This is a genomic window from Psychrobacter frigidicola, from assembly GCF_007997305.1.
GTDB classification, from domain to species: Bacteria; Pseudomonadota; Gammaproteobacteria; order Pseudomonadales; family Moraxellaceae; genus Psychrobacter; species Psychrobacter frigidicola.
Genome location: NZ_VORZ01000006.1, coordinates 1 through 5,758 on the forward strand (window position 1 = coordinate 1; position 5,758 = coordinate 5,758).

The 5,758-nt window shown below is 48.1% G+C and carries 2 tRNA genes and 3 rRNA genes; all 5 read right to left on the reverse strand.

Going from position 1 to position 5,758, the window contains the following annotated elements:
- A 5S ribosomal RNA gene (gene rrf, locus ES754_RS12020) occupies positions 1-106 on the reverse strand; the annotation flags it as partial.
- A 179-nt stretch (positions 107-285) separates the two neighbouring features.
- Positions 286-3,147: ribosomal RNA gene (locus ES754_RS12025) — 23S ribosomal RNA — on the reverse strand.
- A gap of 391 nt (positions 3,148-3,538) precedes the next feature.
- Positions 3,539-3,614 (reverse strand) — tRNA-Ala (locus ES754_RS12030).
- Between the two features lie 6 nt (positions 3,615-3,620).
- A tRNA-Ile gene (locus ES754_RS12035) sits at positions 3,621-3,697 on the reverse strand.
- A gap of 78 nt (positions 3,698-3,775) precedes the next feature.
- Positions 3,776-5,314 (reverse strand): 16S ribosomal RNA (locus tag ES754_RS12040).
- Between the last annotated feature and the right edge of the window lie 444 nt (positions 5,315-5,758).

Sequence of the window (5,758 nt, forward strand, 5' to 3'; positions counted from 1 at the left end):
ATGACCTACTCTCACATGGGCGAACCACACTACCATCGGCGCTATGATGTTTCACTTCTGAGTTCGGTAAGGGATCAGGTGGGGCCATCATGCTATGGTCGTCAGCAAAGGGGGTTAGATATGAGTCTGATGTTGTTGTTATTGACTTCAATATTACTTGTTGTCGACCAACATAAACCTAACTGAACCAAGGTTTAAGGTGATATCGAAATATATATATTCTAAAGCTTTCGCTTTACAAGATAGATTAATTAGAGCTGTTCATACAAACCACTTGGGTGTTGTATGGTCAAGCCAAACGAGCAATTAGTACAGGTTAGCTACACACATCACTGTGCTTCCACACCCTGCCTATCAACGTCGTAGTCTTCAACGGCTCTTTAGGGAAATCTAATCTTGAGGTGGGCTTCCCGCTTAGATGCTTTCAGCGGTTATCCCATCCGAACGTAGCTACCGGGCAATGCCACTGGCGTGACAACCCGAACACCAGAGGTTCGTCCACTCTGGTCCTCTCGTACTAGGAGCAGATCCTCTCAAATTTCCAACGCCCACGGTAGATAGGGACCGAACTGTCTCACGACGTTCTAAACCCAGCTCGCGTACCTCTTTAAATGGCGAACAGCCATACCCTTAGGACCTGCTTCAGCCCTAGGATGAGATGAGCCGACATCGAGGTGCCAAACACCGCCGTCGATATGAACTCTTGGGCGGTATCAGCCTGTTATCCCCAGAGTACCTTTTATCCGTTGAGCGATGGCCCTTCCATACAGAACCACCGGATCACTAAGACCTACTTTCGTACCTGCTCGACTTGTGGGTCTCGCAGTTAAGCGCGCTTTTGCCTTTATACTCTATGAACGATTTCCGACCGTTCTGAGCGCACCTTCGTACTCCTCCGTTACTCTTTAGGAGGAGACCGCCCCAGTCAAACTACCCACCATACATTGTCCTCGGTATTGTTATACCTGAGTTAGAACCCCGACATGACCAGGGTGGTATTTCAAGATTGGCTCCACAAACACTAGCGTGTCTGCTTCAAAGCCTCCCACCTATCCTGCACAAGTCAGGTCAAAGTTCAATGTAAAGCTGTAGTAAAGGTTCACGGGGTCTTTCCGTCTAGCCGCGGGTACACAGCATCTTCACTGCGATTTCGATTTCACTGAGTCTCTGCTGGAGACAGCGCTGCCATCATTATGCCATTCGTGCAGGTCAGAACTTACCTGACAAGGAATTTCGCTACCTTAGGACCGTTATAGTTACGGCCGCCGTTTACTGGGGCTTCGATCAAGAGCTTCGCTTACGCTAACCCCATCAATTAACCTTCCAGCACCGGGCAGGCATCACACCCTATACGTCCACTTTCGTGTTTGCAGAGTGCTGTGTTTTTAATAAACAGTTGCAGCAGCCTGGTATCTGCGACTGCCAATAGCTTACACCGCAAGGGCTTCACCATCGGCAGCGTACCTTCTCCCGAAGTTACGGTACCATTTTGCCTAGTTCCTTCAGCAGAGTTCTCTCAAGCGCCTTGGTATTCTCTACCTGATCACCTGTGTCGGTTTAGGGTACGATTCGTTTATAACTATTGCTTAGAAGCTTTTCCTGGAAGCATGGTATTTGCCACTTCGCTGTACAAGTACAGCTTGCTATCAGATCTCAGTATAATGACAGTCCGGATTTGCCTAAACTGTCTACCTACATCCTTCCACCTGGACAACCAACGCCAGGCTGGCATAACCTACTCCGTCCCTCCATCGCATTATAAACAAGTATTGGAATATTAACCAATTTCCCATCGACTACGCCTTTCGGCCTCGCCTTAGGGGTCGACTCACCCAGCCCCGATTAACGTTGGACTGGAACCCTTGATCTTCCGGCGTGCGAGCTTTTCACTCGCATTATCGTTACTCACGTCAGCATTCGCTCTTGTGATACCTCCAGCATGCCTTACGACACACCTTCACAGGCTTACACAACGCTCCCCTACCACTTGAAAACAAGTTTCAAATCCGCAGCTTCGGCTCCTAGTTTGAGCCCCGTTACATCTTCCGCGCAGGCCGACTCGACTAGTGAGCTATTACGCTTTCTTTAAAGGATGGCTGCTTCTAAGCCAACCTCCTAGCTGTCTATGCCTTCCCACCTCGTTTCCCACTTAACTAGGAATTTGGGGCCTTAGCTGGCGGTCTGGGTTGTTTCCCTCTCCACGACGGACGTTAGCACCCGCCGTGTGTCTCCCGGATATCACTCATCGGTATTCGGAGTTTGCATCGGTTTGGTAAGTCGGTATGACCCCCTAGCCGAAACAGTGCTCTACCCCCAATGGTGTTCGTCCGAGGCGCTACCTAAATAGCTTTCGGGGAGAACCAGCTATCACCGAGTTTGATTAGCCTTTCACCCCTATCCACAAGTCATCCCCTGGCTTTTCAACGACAGTGGGTTCGGTCCTCCGGTGCCTGTTACGGCACTTTCAACCTGCTCATGGATAGATCACTCGGTTTCGGGTCTATACCCTGCAACTAGACGCCCTATTAAGACTCGGTTTCCCTACGGCTCCCCTAAATGGTTAACCTTGCTACAGAATATAAGTCGCTGACCCATTATACAAAAGGTACGCAGTCACCCCAATAAATTGAGGCTCCTACTGCTTGTACGCACACGGTTTCAGGTTCTATTTCACTCCCCTCACAGGGGTTCTTTTCGCCTTTCCCTCACGGTACTGGTTCACTATCGGTCAGTCAGGAGTATTTAGCCTTGGAGGATGGTCCCCCCATCTTCAAACAGGATTTCTCGTGTCCCGCCCTACTTAATATGTTAACGCTAATGTTTCGAATACAGGACTATCACCTACTACGGTCAGCTTTCCCACGCTGTTCTTCTACATTAGCATTAATCGGCTTCTCCCCGTTCGCTCGCCGCTACTTGGGGAATCTCATTTGATGTCTTTTCCTAAGGGTACTGAGATGTTTCACTTCCCCTCGTTCGCTTCTTGTACAAGTACAAGATACCTAGCTTATGCTAGGTGGGTTTCCCCATTCAGAAATCTCCGGATCACAGGATATTGCCGCCTCCCCGAAGCTTATCGCAGGCTGTCACGTCTTTCATCGCCTCTGACTGCCAAGGCATCCACCATGTGCGCTTCATTACTTGACCATACAACCCCAAGTAGTCTTTCGACTATCTAGTGCTATATGAGTCTAATTATGATAACGATATCACCTATGTTTATACGCTTGATTCAGTTCTCTTTACTTTTTTAATAACTCACTACTGGGATAACAACTGATGTCGTTAAGTAGTGAGTTATTAAGGTTAGGAACAACGCGTGAACACGCGTTCCTAACCCAGACTCATATCTATGTTTTTAAATAGTTTCTATGCTCTCATCGAGTCACAGATTCTGTATAAAACAGAAACAAATAATCAAAGCTCTATAAGCTGAATCACTTGGTTCTATTTATACCTATTTTATTTATTAGCATACTAAACTATCTATCTATTTGACGTCTTCTTCCCTTACACACATCATACCACTTTCATAATATGGTGGAGCCAAACGGAGTCGAACCGTTGACCTCCTGCGTGCAAGGCAGGCGCTCTACCAACTGAGCTATGGCCCCGTATAATGGTGGGTCTAAGTGGACTTGAACCACTGACCCCCGCGTTATCAACACGGTGCTCTAACCAGCTGAGCTACAGACCCGAAGAAGCGATTTCGCTAGATAACTAGCTTAAACTAAAGAACAACTTGTTGTGAATTCTTGCTGACCGAATGCGTCTATAAGGAGGTGATCCAGCCGCAGGTTCCCCTACGGCTACCTTGTTACGACTTCACCCCAGTCATCAACCACACCGTGGTGAACGCCTTCCCGAAGGTTAGGCTATCCACTTCTGGTGCAATCAACTCCCATGGTGTGACGGGCGGTGTGTACAAGGCCCGGGAACGTATTCACCGCGGCATTCTGATCCGCGATTACTAGCGATTCCTACTTCATGGAGTCGAGTTGCAGACTCCAATCTGGACTACGATAGGCTTTTTGAGATTCGCATCACATCGCTGTGTAGCTGCCCTCTGTACCTACCATTGTAGCACGTGTGTAGCCCTGGTCGTAAGGGCCATGATGACTTGACGTCGTCCCCGCCTTCCTCCAGTTTGTCACTGGCAGTATCCTTAGAGTTCCCGGCTTAACCCGCTGGTAACTAAGGACAAGGGTTGCGCTCGTTGCGGGACTTAACCCAACATCTCACGACACGAGCTGACGACAGCCATGCAGCACCTGTATTCTAATTCCCGAAGGCACTCCCGCATCTCTGCAGGATTCTAGATATGTCAAGACCAGGTAAGGTTCTTCGCGTTGCATCGAATTAAACCACATGCTCCACCGCTTGTGCGGGCCCCCGTCAATTCATTTGAGTTTTAACCTTGCGGCCGTACTCCCCAGGCGGTCTACTTATTGCGTTAGCTGCGTCACTAAGTCCTCAAGGGACCCAACGACTAGTAGACATCGTTTACGGCGTGGACTACCAGGGTATCTAATCCTGTTTGCTACCCACGCTTTCGAGCCTCAGTGTCAGTATTATGCCAGAAGGCTGCCTTCGCCATCGGTATTCCTCCAGATCTCTACGCATTTCACCGCTACACCTGGAATTCTACCTTCCTCTCACATACTCTAGCTCAACAGTATCAGATGCAGTTCCCAGGTTAAGCCCGGGGATTTCACATCTGACTTATCGAGCCACCTACGCTCCCTTTACGCCCAGTAATTCCGATTAACGCTTGCACCCTCTGTATTACCGCGGCTGCTGGCACAGAGTTAGCCGGTGCTTATTCTGCAGCTAATGTCATCGTCCGTGGGTATTAACCACGGAGTCTTCTTCACTGCTTAAAGTGCTTTACAACCAAAAGGCCTTCTTCACACACGCGGCATGGCTGGATCAGGGTTGCCCCCATTGTCCAATATTCCCCACTGCTGCCTCCCGTAGGAGTCCGGGCCGTGTCTCAGTCCCGGTGTGGCTGATCATCCTCTCAGACCAGCTACAGATCGTCGCCATGGTAGGCCTTTACCCCACCATCTAGCTAATCCGACTTAGGCTCATCTAATAGCGAGAGCAACAAGTTGCCCCCTTTCTCCCGTAGGTCGTATGCGGTATTAATTCGAGTTTCCCCGAGCTATCCCCCACTACTAGGTAGATTCCTAAGTATTACTCACCCGTCCGCCGCTCGTCATCTTCTAGCAAGCTAGAAATGTTACCGCTCGACTTGCATGTGTTAAGCCTGCCGCCAGCGTTCAATCTGAGCCATGATCAAACTCTTCAGTTTAATCTTGCTATGTAACTCTTTAAAGAAGTTACTAAACTTGGCTCATCTAATCTGGCAATTACGCTCTTCGTATGTTTTCATTTAAATGAATTAACTTTGAGTTTTCTTGCTGTCTTAAATGATAATTTTTATAGTTAGTATTGTTCCGAAAAGGAACTCAACCAACTTTATTTTTATGCATTCTGAATCAGCAAAAATCCACACAAGTTGTTCTTTAGTTATGCTTTTAAATAATGTTCAGCTACTGTCGTCCAGTAGATGATGTTCTTACTATCCAATCAAAGCAATTTGCTTATCTCGTTTAGCGAGCTGACTAGTATAACATAAAATGTAAGTCTGTCAACCCTTTGTTCTAATTCGTTTCAGTAAGTGAGTCAGGTTATAAGTGTGTTACTTATGTCGCTGCTCTCCCTTGCTGAGGGGCGTATTATAGACGCTTTTAAG